We start from the raw sequence: 16,082 nt of genomic DNA on the forward strand, positions 1-16,082 counted from the left end.
CGGGGCGCTCGGGGCATGAGGAGCCCACCCCGTAAGCGCCGCGTCTGACCGCACGCCGAATACAGCGACATGGGGCTTCTCAAGGGCGAGGATTTTCAAGATCTCCAAGAGCGCGCTGCGGCAGACGGCGATGTCGTCCTTCCGGATCTCGCATGGCGTCTTCGTTTATGCATGCCCCGCACAGGAAGCGGCCGGCAGTGCTGGACGTTCATGGCCCGTTGCCATCCACCACCACGCGTGGCTGGAACTTGATCCGGTTGACGACCACCAAGCTGGAAACCGTCGCGACGGCTGCGTCACTGTAGAGCACCCGTGTGAGGAAACTCTCGTAGGCCTCCATGTCGGCCACTTGCACGATCAGCACGATATCGGAGGCGCCCGTCACCAGGTAGCACTGCGACACCTCGGGTTGCCCGACCATCTTGCGCTTGAAGCCATCGACCACGTCGAGGCTGGCACGCGCGAGCGTTACTTCCATCACGACGGTGACCAACTGGCCCAGTGCCTTCGGGTCCACGATCGACATGTCGCCGATGATGACCTTCGCCTCGCGCAAGGCGCGCACGCGTTTCAGGCAGGCCGGGGGCGAGAGACCGACGCGCTCGGCCAGCGCCAGGTTCGAGATCTGGTTGTCCTCCTGCAGGCAGGCCAGGATGCGGCGGTCGATGGCATCGAGCTTCACGATATTCACTTCGTGGCGGAAAAACAAAACATCCGGAAAGCGCCGAAGGCGAACGAGCGCGCCGATTTCGCGGGCCGAACTCTACGATTCTCTGCCACCTCTATCCAATGCGCACATGAAGCACCTCGGAATCCTCGCCCACAGCGCCGAAGGCTCGGCGCTTTGCTACCTCGCGGCCTGTCACGAAGGCAGCCGACAGCTCGGCCCCCACTTGCATCCCGACATCACGACCTCGGTGATCGCAATGGGACACAGCATGCCTGCATGGGAGCGCCACGCGCTGCAGCCGATCCGTGCCACGCTGGCCGTGACGGTCCAGCGCCTGCTGGCTGCCGGGTGCGACTTCTTCCTGTGCCCCGACAACACTGCACACCTGGCCCTGCAGGCCCAAGGCCCCGCGTTGGCGCTGCCCGGTCTGCACATCGCCGATGTGGTTGCGAAAGCGGCACGGGATGCAGGCCATCGGACGCTGGGCGTGCTGGGCACTCGATGGACCATGGAAGGGCCACTGTACCGCGAGGCTCTGGAACGCCAAGGCTTGGCGTGCAGGTCGCCCGCGCACGAAGATCGGGCGCTCGTCCACAGGCTCATCTTCGAAGAGCTGTGCAACGGCGTCCTGCGCGATGCATCACGTGCCGAATGTCTGCGCGTTATCGCCCGCTTGGCCCAGAGTGGTTGCGATGCCGTGGTGCTGGGCTGCACCGAGATTCCGCTGCTCATCGGGCCTGGCGACTCACCGTTGCCGACCCTCGACTCCACGCGCTTGCTGGCGGCTAGGGGCGTGGCCGTGGCGCTGGGGAAAGCGCCCTTTCCGAGCTGGCGCGGCGGTCCTGTGCACTGACCCTGTGCCCCGGCGCGCGGCGATGCGCCGGGCGAAGGCAGCAACGCCTTCGACCACGGCTGCCGAGCTTGCCGGCCGCCCGGCCGGCCGAATCACCAGAGGACGCTGGCACCATGGCGCAACTCCAAAGGAACGTCTTCGGCCGGTTGCAGCGGCGTGGGCCGAGGAACATTTGACCTGCTGCCTCCTGTTCGAGGGCCGGATCCACACAGGCGGTCCCTACAGGGTGGTTGGTCGCTCATCATCTTCAGCAAGGCAGCATGCAAACACACCGGCTTCTCGATGGGAGCGGAGGACGGCCGGCTGTCTGCTTGGGCAGAAGCGCTTTCGGGGCGCGTCTCGGCGTGTCCTGGCCCCATCAGGCGCTCGGCACCTTTGCAATCCCATGCAAATCCACCACCAACGTGCCTTCATCCCAGCGGTATGACTGGACGGCCTGCATGAACTCGAAAACGTCCAGTGTCACTGTCTCCATGCGACAACCTCGCGCGCTCGGAAGGGACGCAAATCGCACCAGGGCGGGCGTCACGATCATTTCGCCCCGCTGGTGGTGCCGTGCGCCGAAGACCTCTGGCGAACCCCAGTACACCGCGGTGGTCTCGGCGCGTATTTCTTTCAACGAAGCGTGTTGGCACAGTCGCTGCAAGCGCAAGAGCGTGGATGCGAAGCCTGGGCTCACGTGGAGCGTTGCAAACGATGGAACGAGATCAAGTACCGTCGCCATGCCGATCCAAACATCCATTTCAGGCACGGCACAGATTTCAGGTGCTCTTGCCTGTGCAACTCGCGCATGCAGGACCTGTGCCGCAAGCCAAGAGCATTTGCGCGCGGCTTCCTCGCCTCGCAGCGCTTGCGTTATCAGCGACGACTCATTGGCTTCGCCTCGGCCGAACACTATTGCGGATGCAGGATCTTCGATCCATTCGGGTGCATCGACAGTCGAATTTCGCCCAAGGTACAAATGTACGCCAGCGGTGCGCACGACGCATTGCAGAGCGAAGAGTTCGCCGCAACGCGGTAGACAGCGTCCCAGGTTCCATTGCATTCCCATGATGGCGCTTGCGTAGTCCACCGCCTCCAGGCAGGTGGCAAAGTCAGCGACGCGTTCGGCGGCACCGGAGATCAAGCGCAGGAATACCGAATACATCGCGGCAGGGCCATCACGGTGTGACTTCAGTACTTTCATGGGCCACGCGCCAGCGACGCTGGCGCAGGACGCCGCTGGGGTCAACGCCTCCACTTCGATCCTGACGCATGTCCAAGCGTGGGCGGCGACGACGTCGGGATGTCGCAGGAAGGGAAGCCGACGGTCGACGTCGGATGAGCCATGCAGCGGCCAATGCAAGTCGGATTCGCCCGTTTGGCGAGGTAGCTCGAGTTCGCGCGCGCCAAACTCAAAGTTGCACGATTCCTCCACGCCGGTAGAAACAAGAGGCCCGGACAGGACGGTCTGCTGTGACGTCACGATGATTTGACAATGTTTTTGCACCCGATCCTAAACTCCGTACCTAAGTACGGAGTCAACAGCCATGGATCAGAAAGCCGGCAAATTCAGTATCGGAAGCTTCGCGAGCTCGGCAGGCGTTAACGTGGAGACGATCCGGTTCTATCAAAGAAAAGGCCTGCTGCCGATGCCCCGAAAGCCGGGGGGCGGCAGTGTCCACCGCTATGGCGATGCGGACGTGGCACGCGTGCGATTCATCAAATCCGCACAGCGCCTGGGTTTCAGCCTTGGCGAAGTGGCGCAACTGCTGGAACTGGAAGACGGTACGCACTGTTGCGATGTGCGCGTGCTGGCCCAGCAGAAGTTGGTGGACATCAGGGGAAAGCTCGCGGACCTCCATCGGATCGAGGCGGCGCTGTCCAGCTTGGTTCAAGACTGTTGCGAACGGCGCGAAACAGAGCGGTGCCCGCTCATCGTCAGTTTGCAGCGGTAACCGACGCGCGATGCCCAGTTCAACTGCAAGCAGAACCTGAAATGTTCGACCTTCAGTGGCATTCGCTCTGAGGGACGGGGGCTCAGGCCGCCTGCCTTGCCTCTTGGGGCGCACCTCATCGAAGCGGCGTTCGGGGGCTTGCGCCTTACGGCTGCCTGGCGTGGACAGCTGCGTCCCCAAGGCCGACGAGGATAGGGCCGCGCTGGCTTGCAGGCAACACGAGAGCGCGAATTCGGCCATCAGCCTCGACTTCGATCTTTCTTCGATCTTCGGACCCGGCAGGCGAACATAGGAGCCCGCTCCAAAAAAAGCAGGAAGTGAAACGCGTAGCGTGTCATTGAAGGGCCTTATTACGCCTTCTGTCGGGCGCGAGCTATATCGTACCGATCGCATCTGGCGGCAGGGGCTGACTGCCTGGCAAGGTTCGGCCCGTGACCCCGTGTGAACTCCAGCCTATGCGTCGTTGCGCGCTCGGCCTGCGCATTTTCCGAGGCCCGCTGCAATCACCGTGTGCCGCGCGAGACCACGATCGAGGCGTTCTCGGGTACGGTGACTTCGCCCCTTAGGACGCCGGCGGCCTGCGCAGCCATCTCTTCGGCGGCTCGCGCCTTGCTGGCGATTTCCGCCAGTTGGCGGGTGCGTTCATGAGGCGGCAGATCGACTTCGCAGCTGAGCAGATCCAGGCATGCCTTCAAGGCCTGACTCGCCGACATGAGGCACATGTGCGTCGCGAAGCGGGTGCGATTGCCCAGTTCCGTGTCTTCCTTGACCCTGAGCTCAGACTCTGTCGGTGGGAGGCCCCCCAGATTGGTCGGCTCGAAGTAGTGCGCTGGCGTGGCCCCCAGCTCCGTTTCGGTGAGCACGAAATTGATGGCCCTGCTGGCGGCATCAATGGTTGAAAAGTTCCTCGTAGGCATGATGGATCTTCCTCAGAACGGCTCAGGCGCTGCCCGATGGCTGCAGGGAAGGGCGCTGGTGCGCCTGCGTGCAGCTTCCGAGGGTGCAACGCGCGGTGCGCAGCCGGTCGATGGTCGTCTCCTGCGCGAAGCAACGGTCTCTGGTGTTGCAGCGTGACTCCATGTTCGCCTCCTGCAGGCTATGACTTGCGAATGATGGAGCCTGCTGCGCCAACCCGCCAACACGCGATGTAGGGCGAAGTTGTTCAAGGTCGTCAAAAAAACCGAGTCACGTTGTCGTGAAGCGACATTCGTCGAGTGTGCAGGTGCGAACCAACGGCCCGAAGTCTCGTGGAATCCAAGGAACGGATGTCTGGCTGACAGGCGCGAAACGTTCAGGCGTGCTCGGGACAAACGCCATGCAGCCGCGAAGCGACGGTTCGCCGAGGAGTGCCTGGCTTCAAAGCTTGACAGAACCCCTATTCCTCGCGTTCGATGGAGGGGCTTGCATCATTGTTTTGGTGACGAGAACGCGCTGCGCCCACAGCACCTTGCAGATCGCATTGGGCGCCCGTCGACCTCACGCCGACGCCTGTGCGCCCCGGCTCCCGTCCGCCAAGATCGCTATTTCGACCATGGTATGGAGGATGAAAGCTTCTCGGAAGCTGTAGCAAGCCGACATGCTGACGTCATCACGTACTGGATCGCTAGGCAATGGGCGAGAGCTCATTTCTGCGCAGCGGAGCCTTCTCCACGATTCGACCCAAAGCCGAGGTTCAGGCGCTTCGCCCGGCACGAAACGATCGGGTCGAGGCTGCGAACCTTGGACCTTCACGATCATTTCGGCCCGCCTCTTTGGCAGTCGCACGCAGTCCAAGGGCGCCTGCGCCAGGCACAGAGGAGAGGTCCTATGGCTTCGCAGCCCCGGTGGCTACGCGATGCATAAACATCTTGCGCGCAAAGAGAAGGCGGTAGACGATTTCCCGTCAAAGCGCGTTTGGGCGGTAATTGTGCCCATGAATACCAAAGTTGAGGAGGAAGACGCCTCATGCCAGAGCGTGCACGTGCGCAGGAGAGGTCCGAGCAGGTTGGACTGTTGCTTTGGGTGCCTAGTCCCCTAGGAACCGCATCCGCTGTGTCCATAACGGCGCTGAGGGGACGTCAGATGAGGGCTTTGGGGTGACAAGTACATCGAAAGATCCTCTTACTTGCCAGATGCGGATTCCGCTTTGCGAGGAGGCGAAAGAGTGGGCTCTCGTGGTTGGCATTTTCCGTCGCGTTCCGACCGAGGAGGTCAATTTCTGGCTGATGCCGCAAGGACGACCTCGTAGCGATCATGAACTTGCCCGAGAGGTTCTGCTTGAAATTCAGTCGGTAAGTCAGGAACCAGACGTGCCTTCGTGCAGGCTTGACGTGTTGAACATTTTGAATAACCCGCAGGCTGTAGCCGTGATCATCTCCACGTATTTGTCCCTGCTGCCCAAGCGAGACGTCGAATCGATTCAGACCATTCAGTCGCTACGACCACAGTGATGGTCGACTGCCTCGATTTCAGATGCGCGGCATCGCTCGATTCTGGCAACTGTTCGACAGGGGGTAGGCATCGCAACGCTTAAACCGCTTTGTAGCGCTTGCAGAAGAGGCGTTGACAAAGTTGTCTTGTCGAGTCAGAGCGAGGAAGTCTCTGGCCCCAGTTCTTGTCGATGTCCTCGCCGGCAGAGAGCGGGTGTCGGTTGCATTCAGGGTCCGGGTGGGTCTTGTCCTGAGGTTCACCGCGATGCCCCATGCGCGCCCGGTGCGCGAGCAGCGCCTGGGAAGGCGTCCGACGAACAGGGTGCTTTCGGCGTCTTGGGCGTCTCGCTCAGCTCGCACCGTAACCTGGCCAGTTGCGCCCGCACGCTGCTCTCTTCTTTGGTCACCGTACCTGCAGACGCGTCATTCGTCATGGCGATGGAACCCGCCGAAGCGGGCTGAAAGGACAGCCGGTGGAGGGAGGAGGAAGAGAGAAGTGGCCGCCCCGTCCGAAGCGTAGTACTTTGAAATTCAAGGTAAAGTAACTTGGGGGAGTGACAGTGCCGCTGACCACGTTTCCTTCGATATGTTGGTCCATCGAACGGCTCGGTGCTTGAGGCCGCAGGAATCTATCCTTATATGGGTAGCCCTTCGGGCGAACTGTGGAGGAATTGCAATGCCCATGGACTTCCTGCGAAGCATCGAGGAGGCCTCTTTCCCTCTGGCCATCCATGACGAGGCCGATGTGCAGCGTGCCGCCGTTCTGGTGGCCGCCAAGCTGATCGACGCGAACCTGCCTGAGCCGGGCGACGACGCGGAGCGTTACGGCGTGATTCTGCGCATCACGCCGCTCGGACGGGCTGAGCTCGCACGATTGCGACAACCGCGCGCATGAAGAGTCCGAGGCCGTAGCTGCTTGCAGCTATGCGAGTCGGCCGTCGCGGTTCTGCTGCCCGAGAGACACCGAGGAAAGCGCATCTGCCCGTGTCATACACGAGAAGAGGATGTTTGATCATCGGGATGTGGCGCAGAGGCCCTGAAGGTATTGCGCAGCCGGTTCAAGAACTCCGTCGGATCACAGTGCGCGATAGCAGCAAGCGCCAGCGAAACATCGCTTCACGCTCGGCCGATGTCCGTCGAGCCCTTGCCACGGCGGCTCCGACCGACTCCAGATTGCCAAGTCGCTCAAGAACTCTGGCAGCTGTAGCTGTCCGCCGAATTGATGTCGCCGCTGCCTTTGTATTTCGGGAAGCTCGGGTACTTGCACAGGGGCCGCGCCAGCACAGGCGCCTGGGTCGTTGGATCGAGCTTCGTTGCCACGACATTCTGCGTGGAAGGCTTTGCGCCGCCTTCTCGCCACTTTGCGACAGCATCCACGAGGTCGACCGTGTCGGGGCCGACGCCCCCAGCGCAATGTTGAACGCCGGGCTGGAGGAAGAACTCCATCGAGGCATCGCGCGTGGACGCGCCGCCAACCGCAGTCGCGACGTCGTTGAAGTATTTGACCGAGCCCTTGTAGCTGATCGCCCAGTCGTTCGTTCCATGCGCAAGAATCATCTTGCCGCCTTGTCCGAAGAAGGAGCGCAGGTCCGGCGTCGCGTCGAGCGTGGTGGCGGCCAGGCGCAGTCCTGCGGAGTAGAACTCCGGGTCGAAACCAAGCACGTTGAAGGACGGATCGCCGGTGACCCAGTACTTCACCAAGCCGCTGCCGAACTGGAACTGCAGGCCCGTGCCACCGATGGCCGAGCCGGTCACCCAGACCGGCCAGCCCAGGTCTTCACCGCCGGGCCCCCAGCCTGGGTAGACGGTGGTTCCGTCCGCACGCTTGAGCTCGGAGTAGATCGTCTTGGCGGTTGCGATCTGCGGGTCGGTCAGACAGGTATCGGCATCGCCTGCGGTGCAGCGCAGCACCGACGGATCGAAGGTGCAGGCGTCCTGGTTGCTCACGATGCCGTCGGCAACTCCATCCAGGTTGTCGCATTGCGCAGTGACGGCCTTGCCGACGAGCGAGACCTTCGCATCGCTGAGTTGCCCGCCCGGCGCGGCGAGCGCCTTCCCGTTCGCGACGAAAGCCTGGAACAGTTCGGTAAACGAGTAGGCGGGCGCACGCACGACGATCCCGTCGAAGTCGTTCGGAAAGCGCGTGGCCTGGATCAATGCCTCCCTGCCGCCATTGGAGCAACCCTCGAAATAGCTGAACTCGGCATCCGTGTCATAGCGCTTGCGAACGATCTCCTTGGCGATCTCATTGACCGAGTGGATCGACAGGTAGCCGAAGTCCGCCTGGGCGGTGGGATTGCTCAGAAAGACCGAGGCGTCCAGGGCATCCCCTTGGCGACCACCGTCCGAGGCGACGAGCACGTAGCCGGCGGTTGAACCGCTAGGCGAGATGGGGGCGATGTTGATGCTGCCGTCCCAACCGCCGCCGCCGGCATACAAGAGCCTGTTGTTCCATTCGGTGGGTAGATGCACCTCGAAGTTGAGCGTGCCATGAAGGGTGCCCGTGACCTTGCAGTGCTCCGCGGCTGCTGCTGTAGCGGGGACGAGCGTGGCCTCCTTCAGCGTCGCACCGGCGAGCGAAACGCCGGCGAAGACGGCGCACTTCTCCTGCGCCGACGCGACCGGCGAGGGCGTCGGCGATGGCGATGGCGGAGTTTGCGTGGGCGTGGATGTCGGAAACAGCATTGGCAAGCTGCTTCCACCACCGCCCCCGCCGCAGGCCACCAGCAGGCTGATGGACAGTGCGCAGGTTGTCATCGAGAGAGGGTTTTTCATGATTTGTCTCCTGTTCGTGCTGCCACATAAACTCGGGCGCCCCAGGCATGTCGCCTGCGCAGCGCATGCTAGGCAGTAAGGCCGAGGAAGAAAGTCTTTCCAATGACAAAGCACGTGCAGACCATCTCGACGTTGCGCGCGGCTGCCTGGGCTCGCGGACTGACGCAGGAGCAACTTCAACGTGTCGAACTGGAGACGCAGGACCGGTTCTATTCAGCCGGCGAGATCGTCTGCCACAAGTCAAGTCCTGCGACGCACTGGATCGGCGTTGTCGATGGGATGGTCAAGGTCGACGTCCTGGCGGCGGACGGCAGAAGCACCACCTTGACGGGGGTTTCCAATGGTGGCTGGCTTGGGGAGGGTTCTGTGCTCAAGGGTGAATTGCGTCCCTATGGCGTTGTCGCCTTGCACGACAGCCGCATCGCGCTGATGCCCAGCCAGACCTTCCATTACCTGGTCGCCCATAGCTTGAGCTTCTGCCATTTCATGATGCACCAGCTCAACGCGCGGCTTGGCCAGTTCATTGCGCTTGCTGAGAGCTATCGGATGCACGACATCAACTCGCGCGTGGCGAGTTGCCTGGCTGAGCTCTTCAATCCTCAACTCAACCCGCAGACCCATCCGGTGCTTCACATATCGCAGGAGGAGATTGGCCGGCTCGCCGGCATTTCTCGCCAGGTCGCCCACCGTGCGCTGCACGAACTGGAGGAGGCGGGTCTGCTTCGCATCCGCTACGGCAGCATCGACGTGCTGAACGTCGAGGGTCTTCGGTCGTACGTGCGCGAACACGCGGAGTAAGCGCGTTGTGCGATCCGATCGTCGTCACCTCCAAGGCGGCACGGAAACTGGTCGCGACAGCGGGCCTGGTCGGAGCAGCCCCAGCACGCTTGTTTCGGGCTGATGCAAGCCCTCGGGCCTGACACCTTTAACCACCCGTCAGGCACCAGGCAAACCACTCTTCAATCGCGGGGGAGGCAGGTTGAACCGTGCCGCGAGCGAGGTTCGTACGGCTGCCCGGCGGGGCCAGTTGTCGCGTGTCAGTGCCTTGAATGTTCAAGATTTTCTGCGCGTCGCTTCGGCAAGCTGGGAGGTCGATCAAGCCGCGTCGATCGATGTACGCAGCCACGGAAGTCGTTCGCCCTCAGGCGGAATCGGCGTGGAAGACATATGCTCCATCCCGATGGCCTCATCGTCTTCTCTACTCTTCGACTATCTCATTTCGATTCTGCCGCCGGGGCTGCTCGCGCTGACTCTGCTGCTGGCCATTCCGCGCACTTTGGTTGCGGCACGGCTTGGCGTCCACATCCTGTTTTTCATCTTCGCGCGAGATGCGATGAGCCCTGCAGGCTTCTGGCAGCTGGGTCCGGGCTCCATGCGGCTGGCAGCGCCGACGCCTGTGCTGTTCGCATTGGCGGGCATGTCGGCCGTGTTGTTCACGAGCGTGGCCTGGCTCGAGCGCCTGACATGGTGGAGGGGCGTGCGTCCGGCGGCCTCGGTCCTGTATGGCGTACTTGGCGCGTTGGTCATCACTGGGGTGGCTGCCGCGTTGAAAACGGCCCTGGGTCTGTCCTCTCTGCCGAAGCCTGATCCGGCATTGCTCGGCCCGATCCTTGTCTTCGCGCTGCTGGGCAATGCCTATGAGGAGTTGCTGTTCCGGGGCATGCTTCAGCAGCGACTGAGGCAGCACATGGCACCGATGCGTGCGGTCGTCGTGGCAGCCGTACTCTTCAGCCTGTGCCATGTGTGGCTGGCGGCGATCGTCACGCGTGTGGGCCTGCCAGTGTTGGTCTTCACGTTGATCGAAGGACTGGTCGCGGGCCTCGTGTACCAGCGTGCCGGACTGCCCGCTGCCGCGCTGACGCATGGCTTGGCAATCGCTGCACTCGCGAGTGGACTGTATTGAGCTTTTAAGGAAGATCTAAATGGGCGCCTCCCGGATCACAAGCAGTTCATGGCTTGAAGAAGCAGGAGGCGCGGCAGGGCTGCAGTCTTATATCCGGCCTGTTGTGCAGGCTGATACGCCCGCTGGTCCTGATGGTTTTCGCTGACAAGGTTCCCATCTGAATATCGAGCTTGGTGCCCTCATTCCCTATCGGGGCGTCCTCGTCCCGGTCCGACCTGTCTGGCCCATCACACACGTGGTCGCTTGCTCTCCTTCAAACTTGTTGTTGCGTACGCTTTATCGTGACCGCACAGCCTGCCACGCCTCGGGCCGCCAGGCTTGTCCGCATGTGTTCAGACCAGATCGATTCAAAAGCAGCGGTACAGGGCCACGTAGCCACGGCTGTCCTTGCCGACGACCAATTCTCGCTTTCCGTCCCTCACGGGGCGGCCGATGAGGGGGCTGCGTGAAAGAATCTGGATGGCTTCGAGAATTTCCTGGACTCGAGCCGCCGCATCGACGATCTTGTGCCGTGCCAAATGGTCGATGAAGCGATCGATGTCATCCAGAGTTTCCGGCGCCAATTCGATGCGAATCATCAAAACGCTCAACCCCCTGGCTTGCGTGCCGAGGGTCGCGCAACCTTCTTGCCGGCTGCACGTGCCTGGATGTAGGCCTTTGCATCCTCCCAGGCAAGCGATTCACCTGTGCGCTGCAAGGCAGCCCAGCGCCTGTCGGCGATCCCATGCAGTTCCTCGTCCATTTCACTGCGCGCGACCATGTCGGAAAGCGCGTCCAGAATGAACGCATGTGAAGACCTGCCCGACCGCGCTGCTGCAGCAGCAATGCGGGCCTTCAGTTCATCTTCAAGGCGGATGGTCGTCGTTGACATGCTGATTGACCTTCTGAGATGAGCGGCTGCAGCCGTGTAGCACACTTGTAGCACAGCGAGATTGTTGAGACGATGCGCGGCAACTGGACTTCGCGCGCGAGACCGGCAGTATCTGGGGCAGGAGACGCTTCACTCCCGGGCCATGCCACCCGTCGATAGCAGTCATACGGCGACGCACTGGGCGACGCCAGTTCACGAGGAGCTCTGATGGCGGTGGGAGTGACGGTCGGGTCAATCACGGACGAACTGGGTGCGCCGTCGTTCGTCCACTCGTTCTTCTCGACCGTCAGCGCGCACTGCGAACCCGATGGGTGGGGCAGTCGGTTCCCTCATCTGATGAAAGAACTCTACCAAGGCCGCCTGGAACATCGGAACGCCTTACTGGCACTCGGGGAACTGCGGCAGGCCAAAGCCGCATTGAGCAGCTTGCCTCCCTCGGCGGTGGTATGGGAGATCGAGAATCGCCAGTCGAAGCCGCCTTGGGGAAACAACGTCGCGGCAGAAGTCACAAACCTCGGCAACTACTTCGTGTCAAGCGTAGGCCGCGACGTGTTCAGCATCCTCGAGGAAGCCCTTACGGCTTCGGCTGCGGAGCAACACGATGCCATTCTTCAGTGAGGTGAGTCGACCGTGACCGGTCAGTCCCTGTCCCCGGCGGCTTTGATGAAATCAACGAAGGCCCGCAAAGGGGCGGGAACGAGGCGCCGCCCCGGGTAGTAGAGGAGAGGACCAGGAAAACTGGGCCACCAGGGTCGCAGCACCGGCTCCAGTACACCGCTTTCGAAGAAGGGGCGCAGCCAGTCCTCGAACAGGTAGACGACGCCGGTGCCTGCGACAGCCGCATCGACCGCAAGATCGGCTGCAGCGCCGATGCGCACGAGCAGCGGTCCCGAGGGCTCGACCCGCAATTTCTCCCCATCGCGCTCGAATTCCCACGGTGGCATCGCGCCGCTGGGGAACTGGCCGCGCAGGCAGGCGTGGTTCAGCAGGTCGCGCGGATGCTCTGGCTTGCCGTGCTGTGCGAGGTAGCGCGGCGCGGCGGCGGCCGCGAAGCGCTGGACGCGAGGGCCGACCGGCACAGCGATCATGTCGTTTTCCAGGCGTTCGTCGTAGCGGATGCCCGCGTCGCAGCCGGAGGCGAGCACGTCGACGAAGTCGTCTTCGGCAATCACCTCGAGCCTGATCTCGGGGTAGGCCGCAAGAAAGTGCGGCACGATCGCAGGTAGGACCAGCCGGGCCGCACTGATGGGGACGTTCAGGCGCAATGTGCCTGCTGGGCGATCGCGATAGCCGTTCACCACATCAAGGGCCGCGTCGACCTCGGCCAAGGCCGGTTGCAGCCGCTCGATCAGCCGCGCGCCCGCTTCGGTGGGTGCAACGCTGCGCGTCGTGCGATTCAGCAGCCGGACGCCGACCTCGCGCTCCAGTCGGCGGACCGCATCGCTCACTGCGGAGGCGCTGCTGCCGATTGCGCGCGCCCCGCCGCGAAAGCTGCTGGCTTTCGCGACCGCCAGGAACGCTTCCAAGTCCGAGACGTTGACTCTCATTGTTCGCTCATCCGTACAACCTGTGCCGATTGTGACGGCTTATCAAGCAAGCAGGGTCGGCCTATCTTCCCGTCATCCCTCCAACTGGAAACGAAGATGAAGACAGGAATCGAGAAATCTGGCTCTTATAAGCTCGGCAGCCGCAGCGTGCGCCGTCTCGGCTATGGCGCGATGCAGCTCGCCGGCCCAGGCGTATTCGGTCCGCCCAAGGATCCGAAGGCCGCGCTGGCGGTGTTGCGCGAGGCGGTCGAAAGCGGCGTCAACCACATCGACACCGCCGACTTCTACGGACCCCACATCACCAACCAACTGATCCGCGAAGCCCTGTCGCCTTACCGCGATGACCTCTTAGTCGGCACCAAGATCGGTGCGCGTCGTGATGCTGACGGTGCGTGGCTGCCGGCGGCCTCGCCGCAGGAGCTGACCCAGGCCGTCCACGACAACTTGCGCAATCTGGGACGCGACGTGCTCGACGTGGTGAACTTTCGCTGCATGCTGAATGCGCATCATCCCGTCGAAGGCTCCATCGAGGAGGCCATGTCGACCTTGGCCGAACTTCAGCACCAGGGGCTCGTGCGCCACATCGGTGTGAGCAACGTGACGGCGGCGCAGGTCGCGCAGGCGCGACGGATCGCCGAGATCGTCTGCGTACAGAATCAGTTCAACCTGGCGCATCGCGCCGACGATGCGCTTGTCGACCAGCTCCTGCGCGACGGCATTGCCTACGTCCCGTTCTTTCCGCTCGGGGGCTTTACCCGACTGCAGTCGGACACCCTCACGGGGATCGCCAGACAGCTCGGAGCTTCCCCCATGCAGGTCGCGCTCGCGTGGCTGCTTCGCCGTGCGCCTAACATCCTGTTGATCCCGGGAACGTCCTCGAGGATCCACCTGCAGGAGAACTTGGCCGCAGGCGAGCTGGTGTTGCCGGAGGATGCGCTGGGGGTCTTGGACGCCGTCGGGCAGCAGTCCCAGCTCGGCCACTGAAGGAGCAAAGCGGCCCCCAGCCAGAAGTGATTCAGTTGGCCCTGTGAGGGGAACGGACAAAAACTTGGACCGGTTTTATGTCGCAAGTCCTAAGCTACCCGCTATTCGACGCTATTCGGTCGGGCTGATTAAGCCAAGGGAGGCCTTGACCCGCTTCTCGCTGTACCAGCGGACATAGGCATCAGCGGCCTCGATGCGCCTTGCAATTCTTGCCGTAAAACTGCGGGGGTGGGCGGCCTCGCATTGCGTTGGCGTCGGGCACGCCGATGGCCGTGGCTCACGCATGCACAAGTATCAGAGCGTGCTCGAGCGAGTCGGAACCTCCGGCTTCAAGCGGAGCTCGCCCTTTCGCGCGCGAGACTGGTGCAAGTAGCGCTCGCTGAAGCGCTTGCTCAAGTGCTAAGAACCGAGGTGTCGCCCCCACACAACCGGTTGCCGGGGTGCGAATTCCGACTTGATCGATGCCTTCCGCCAGAGAGGGCGCAGGGTTGATGATGGCCGCGTTAGGGCCTATCCTGCTTTCATGTCTGCTGAGGCGACCACGATCAACTTGCCTGAAGGATGGACCTGCTCGCTGGAGTTGAGGCGAGGGTTGGAAGGAACGTTTGGAGGCCAGGCCGAGCTGCTGCAAGGGCATAGTGTCCGTTGTGTGCTGATGCTCACCCAATGCCCCACCAGGGACGCTGCGATTGAGCAATTCCAGCGCCGGATGGAGAGCTTCATCGCTGATCAGATGGTCAGACGCGGCGTGCACATCGGGCGCCCCTGAAAAAGCCCGTACGAGAATGGCGAGGCTATCGGCGCACCAAACCTGACCGCCGAAGTTGGCATCAACCTGATGCCGCACAAGAAACGTACCTGCGTGGATTGCACGGATGAAAGAGGCCCTCGGCTTCATTCCAATGGTGGCATTGCAGCTGCAATCTGAGACGCGGGACGCTGGCGGGCTGCCTCACGTGCCGGGAGCCGTGCGCATGCCGCTTCGGCCGTCGATGATGGATTTGATCCATCATCGGGTGCGACCCTATAAACCAAAGGTCGTCATTCCGCTCGAGGTCTGTGCCGATCCGTGCGGATGGGCCGATTTTCCCATGAATCTGAAATCACTCTGGCGCCAAGCCAATGACGGCCACGGGGAGGGCGAGCTTGAGGCCCTGCCGCGGCAGGCGCCCGCGCAGGACCTGCTTTCCTGGTCGCGACGCTCTGTGGGCACGGCGGCCCCGCAACGGGTCGACACGATCGCCCTCATCGACGCCGATTTGCGTGCGCGAGAGGTGCTCGCCGGCTGCCTTTCCCAGGCGGGCTACGAGGTGCTCAAGGGCAGCGGCGGCGCATCGCTGTCGTCGATCCTGTCTCACCGTGTCGTCGACCTGATCGTGCTGGACGTCCTGCTGCCGGGCGAGGATGGCCTCTCGGTCTGCACGCGGCTGCGTGCCACGGGCGTGCGCACGCCGATCATCATCCTGAGTGCGCGGGCCGGGGACGCCGAGCGAATCAGGGGCTTGACGATGGGGGCCGACGACTATGTCGGCAAGCCTTTCAATCCCCAGGAGGTGCGTGCGCGCATCCAGGCGATCCTGCGGCGCAGCCCCCCGAAGGAGGTACCGGGCGGCCCGTCGATGGGCAACGAGGTCGTGCGCTTCGGGCCGTTCGAATTCAACCTGGGCACGCGCATGCTGCGCAAGGATGGCCAGGCCCTGGGGATCACGACGGATCAGATCGCGCTTTTGAAGGTGCTGGTTCGCCATGCAAGACAGCCGCTGTCGCGCGAAAAGCTCGCCCAGGTGGCGCGGGAGCGTGAGCTCGGTGTCTTCGAGCGCAGCCTGGACGTGCAGATCTCGCGACTGCGCAGGCATCTGCAGGACGGCGAGTTTTCCTATATCCAGACGGTCTGGGGCGTGGGCTACATGTTCGAGCCCAGCGGCCAAGGCGACGTGGTTCGCCTGCACCGCTGAGCGGCAAGGCGGCAGACCTTGGCCGGCTCACGGTCGCGCCTGCCCGACCTCGCGGGCAAACCAGCGGAAGATGTTGGTCTGGCTTCGTCTTCCGTTGCTCGGCCGCACGAACAGGAAGCCGTGCTCGGCATTGCCCAGAGCGTCGACCGGATGCCGGCCTCCCGCAGGGCAGTGAGTTC

Annotated in this window: 17 protein-coding genes; 10 read left to right on the forward strand and 7 right to left on the reverse strand. The window is 62.8% G+C overall.

What is annotated here, in order from left to right:
* Positions 1-208: 208 nt before the first annotated feature.
* Complete coding sequence (locus tag ABL843_RS33740; RefSeq protein WP_418120697.1) at positions 209-691, reverse strand: Lrp/AsnC family transcriptional regulator; 483 nt, start codon at positions 689-691, stop codon at positions 209-211.
* Between the two features lie 106 nt (positions 692-797).
* Between ABL843_RS33740 and ABL843_RS33745 the strand changes: the two genes are divergently transcribed.
* Positions 798-1,523 carry an aspartate/glutamate racemase family protein gene (locus tag ABL843_RS33745; RefSeq protein ID WP_418120698.1) on the forward strand — a complete coding sequence of 242 codons (726 nt, stop codon included), beginning with the start codon at positions 798-800 and terminating at the stop codon, positions 1,521-1,523.
* A 358-nt stretch (positions 1,524-1,881) separates the two neighbouring features.
* Here the strand turns inward: ABL843_RS33745 and ABL843_RS33750 are convergent, their stop codons facing one another.
* Complete coding sequence (locus tag ABL843_RS33750) at positions 1,882-2,709, reverse strand: hypothetical protein (RefSeq protein ID WP_418120699.1); 828 nt, start codon at positions 2,707-2,709, stop codon at positions 1,882-1,884.
* A gap of 343 nt (positions 2,710-3,052) precedes the next feature.
* Between ABL843_RS33750 and ABL843_RS33755 the strand changes: the two genes are divergently transcribed.
* Complete coding sequence (locus tag ABL843_RS33755; protein ID WP_418120700.1) at positions 3,053-3,460, forward strand: MerR family transcriptional regulator; 408 nt, start codon at positions 3,053-3,055, stop codon at positions 3,458-3,460.
* 503 nt (positions 3,461-3,963) lie between these two features.
* On the opposite strand, the gene ABL843_RS33760 is transcribed toward ABL843_RS33755, so the two are convergent.
* Complete coding sequence (locus ABL843_RS33760; protein ID WP_418120701.1) at positions 3,964-4,377, reverse strand: hypothetical protein; 414 nt, start codon at positions 4,375-4,377, stop codon at positions 3,964-3,966.
* Between the two features lie 1,236 nt (positions 4,378-5,613).
* Between ABL843_RS33760 and ABL843_RS33765 the strand changes: the two genes are divergently transcribed.
* A complete protein-coding gene (locus ABL843_RS33765) occupies positions 5,614-5,889 on the forward strand; it encodes a hypothetical protein (RefSeq protein WP_418120702.1) in 276 nt (91 codons plus the stop codon).
* A gap of 655 nt (positions 5,890-6,544) precedes the next feature.
* Positions 6,545-6,763, forward strand: a complete 219-nt coding sequence (locus ABL843_RS33770) for a hypothetical protein (RefSeq protein WP_418120703.1) — start codon at positions 6,545-6,547, stop codon at positions 6,761-6,763.
* A gap of 290 nt (positions 6,764-7,053) precedes the next feature.
* Here ABL843_RS33770 and ABL843_RS33775 read toward each other — a convergent pair whose 3' ends face one another.
* Positions 7,054-8,643 (reverse strand): tannase/feruloyl esterase family alpha/beta hydrolase, encoded by a 1,590-nt coding sequence (locus ABL843_RS33775; protein WP_418120704.1) that lies wholly within the window; start codon positions 8,641-8,643, stop codon positions 7,054-7,056.
* Positions 8,644-8,745: 102 nt separating this feature from the next.
* On the opposite strand from ABL843_RS33775, the gene ABL843_RS33780 reads away from it, so the two are divergent.
* Entirely contained in the window at positions 8,746-9,441 is a 696-nt protein-coding gene (locus ABL843_RS33780) for a Crp/Fnr family transcriptional regulator (protein ID WP_184642476.1), read from the forward strand.
* A 181-nt stretch (positions 9,442-9,622) separates the two neighbouring features.
* Complete coding sequence (locus tag ABL843_RS33785) at positions 9,623-10,546, forward strand: lysostaphin resistance A-like protein (protein WP_418120705.1); 924 nt, start codon at positions 9,623-9,625, stop codon at positions 10,544-10,546.
* A gap of 347 nt (positions 10,547-10,893) precedes the next feature.
* Here the strand turns inward: ABL843_RS33785 and ABL843_RS33790 are convergent, their stop codons facing one another.
* Complete coding sequence (locus tag ABL843_RS33790) at positions 10,894-11,124, reverse strand: type II toxin-antitoxin system RelE/ParE family toxin (protein WP_184642474.1); 231 nt, start codon at positions 11,122-11,124, stop codon at positions 10,894-10,896.
* A gap of 8 nt (positions 11,125-11,132) precedes the next feature.
* Complete coding sequence (locus ABL843_RS33795) at positions 11,133-11,417, reverse strand: ribbon-helix-helix protein, CopG family (RefSeq protein ID WP_184642473.1); 285 nt, start codon at positions 11,415-11,417, stop codon at positions 11,133-11,135.
* A 207-nt stretch (positions 11,418-11,624) separates the two neighbouring features.
* On the opposite strand from ABL843_RS33795, the gene ABL843_RS33800 reads away from it, so the two are divergent.
* Positions 11,625-12,035, forward strand: coding sequence for an Imm70 family immunity protein (locus ABL843_RS33800; RefSeq protein WP_418120706.1), 411 nt, complete (start codon positions 11,625-11,627; stop codon positions 12,033-12,035).
* Positions 12,036-12,055: 20 nt separating this feature from the next.
* Here ABL843_RS33800 and ABL843_RS33805 read toward each other — a convergent pair whose 3' ends face one another.
* Positions 12,056-12,964, reverse strand: coding sequence for a LysR family transcriptional regulator (locus ABL843_RS33805; RefSeq protein WP_418120707.1), 909 nt, complete (start codon positions 12,962-12,964; stop codon positions 12,056-12,058).
* A gap of 96 nt (positions 12,965-13,060) precedes the next feature.
* On the opposite strand from ABL843_RS33805, the gene ABL843_RS33810 reads away from it, so the two are divergent.
* The 3 genes from ABL843_RS33810 (at position 13,061) to ABL843_RS33820 (ending at position 15,903) form a co-directional block, all read left to right on the forward strand.
* Positions 13,061-13,948: an aldo/keto reductase family oxidoreductase gene (locus tag ABL843_RS33810; RefSeq protein WP_418120708.1), complete on the forward strand. Its 888-nt coding sequence runs from the start codon at positions 13,061-13,063 to the stop codon at positions 13,946-13,948.
* A 454-nt stretch (positions 13,949-14,402) separates the two neighbouring features.
* Positions 14,403-14,717, forward strand: a complete 315-nt coding sequence (locus tag ABL843_RS33815) for a hypothetical protein (RefSeq protein ID WP_418120709.1) — start codon at positions 14,403-14,405, stop codon at positions 14,715-14,717.
* A 106-nt stretch (positions 14,718-14,823) separates the two neighbouring features.
* The gene (locus ABL843_RS33820; protein WP_418120710.1) at positions 14,824-15,903 is read left to right on the forward strand and encodes a response regulator; all 1,080 of its coding nucleotides are present in this window, start codon (positions 14,824-14,826) and stop codon (positions 15,901-15,903) included.
* Positions 15,904-16,082: the final 179 nt, after the last annotated feature.

The sequence above is a fragment of the Variovorax sp. 350MFTsu5.1 genome (assembly GCF_048302515.1).
Classification (GTDB): domain Bacteria; phylum Pseudomonadota; class Gammaproteobacteria; order Burkholderiales; family Burkholderiaceae_C; genus Variovorax; species Variovorax guangxiensis.

Bases quoted from the DNA above. Each gene is read 5' to 3' on its own strand.
- ABL843_RS33745 (WP_418120698.1), top strand. From the start codon at position 798: ATGAAGCACCTCGGAATCCTCGCCCACAGCGCCGAAGGCTCGGCGCTT.
- ABL843_RS33750 (WP_418120699.1), bottom strand. From the start codon at position 2,709: ATGAAAGTACTGAAGTCACACCGTGATGGCCCTGCCGCGATGTATTCG.
- ABL843_RS33755 (WP_418120700.1), top strand. From the start codon at position 3,053: ATGGATCAGAAAGCCGGCAAATTCAGTATCGGAAGCTTCGCGAGCTCG.
- ABL843_RS33760 (WP_418120701.1), bottom strand. From the start codon at position 4,377: ATGCCTACGAGGAACTTTTCAACCATTGATGCCGCCAGCAGGGCCATC.
- ABL843_RS33770 (WP_418120703.1), top strand. From the start codon at position 6,545: ATGCCCATGGACTTCCTGCGAAGCATCGAGGAGGCCTCTTTCCCTCTG.
- ABL843_RS33775 (WP_418120704.1), bottom strand. From the start codon at position 8,643: ATGAAAAACCCTCTCTCGATGACAACCTGCGCACTGTCCATCAGCCTG.
- ABL843_RS33780 (WP_184642476.1), top strand. From the start codon at position 8,746: ATGACAAAGCACGTGCAGACCATCTCGACGTTGCGCGCGGCTGCCTGG.
- ABL843_RS33790 (WP_184642474.1), bottom strand. From the start codon at position 11,124: ATGATTCGCATCGAATTGGCGCCGGAAACTCTGGATGACATCGATCGC.
- ABL843_RS33795 (WP_184642473.1), bottom strand. From the start codon at position 11,417: ATGTCAACGACGACCATCCGCCTTGAAGATGAACTGAAGGCCCGCATT.
- ABL843_RS33800 (WP_418120706.1), top strand. From the start codon at position 11,625: ATGGCGGTGGGAGTGACGGTCGGGTCAATCACGGACGAACTGGGTGCG.
- ABL843_RS33805 (WP_418120707.1), bottom strand. From the start codon at position 12,964: ATGAGAGTCAACGTCTCGGACTTGGAAGCGTTCCTGGCGGTCGCGAAA.
- ABL843_RS33810 (WP_418120708.1), top strand. From the start codon at position 13,061: ATGAAGACAGGAATCGAGAAATCTGGCTCTTATAAGCTCGGCAGCCGC.
- ABL843_RS33820 (WP_418120710.1), top strand. From the start codon at position 14,824: ATGAAAGAGGCCCTCGGCTTCATTCCAATGGTGGCATTGCAGCTGCAA.